The sequence below is a fragment of the Citromicrobium sp. JLT1363 genome, from assembly GCF_000186705.1.
Taxonomy (GTDB): Bacteria; Pseudomonadota; Alphaproteobacteria; order Sphingomonadales; family Sphingomonadaceae; genus Alteriqipengyuania.
Genome location: NZ_AEUE01000020.1, coordinates 1 through 559 on the forward strand (window position 1 = coordinate 1; position 559 = coordinate 559).

The 559-nt window shown below is 53.3% G+C and carries 1 protein-coding gene; it reads right to left on the reverse strand.

Annotated elements, in window-relative coordinates:
• On the reverse strand, positions 1–559 hold a 559-nt coding region (locus ADAD_RS17045), incomplete at both ends, for a phage NrS-1 polymerase family protein (RefSeq protein ID WP_010415699.1).

Here is a 559-nt window from a genome sequence, read left to right on the forward strand (position 1 = left end):
TCCGCTTGGTTAAAGATACCTTCGGCGTCGATAGGCGGCAACATGCGGTCAAAGGCGCGGTTGATAGTGAAGTTAAGGTAGCCGTTGCGCTGTGCCTTTTCCCGCTGGCCTAGGGGGCTATTGCGGAATAGGCGCATAAGCTGAATACGGTGTTGCGAATAGAACGCTAGAAAGTTCATATACGCTTGGTCGGCTTCCGACTGCGACGGGTAGTCGTTTTGCCAATCGCCGGAATGCAGACGCAAGAACTTGTCGCCGTTGACCGCGTTAGACGCCTTTTCGATAACTTCGGCGTCGGTTAGCTTTTCAACTATGTCGCCGCTAATCGTGTGCGTTTCGATATGCCCGCCTAGTTCCGTCCAAAGCTGTTGTAAAATAGCTTGGTGTTCGTTAACCGGCGCGTTGCGGTAAACGTGCCCGGTCATTGTGAAGAACCGGCCCGACGAATAAGCTTCAATCTTACCGCGACGACGCCCGTTAGGCATGTGGCCTTTGACAATGATATGAAGACCACGGCCCGACGGTGACGTTTCGGCGTAGCTGTTGAATGCTTCGAACT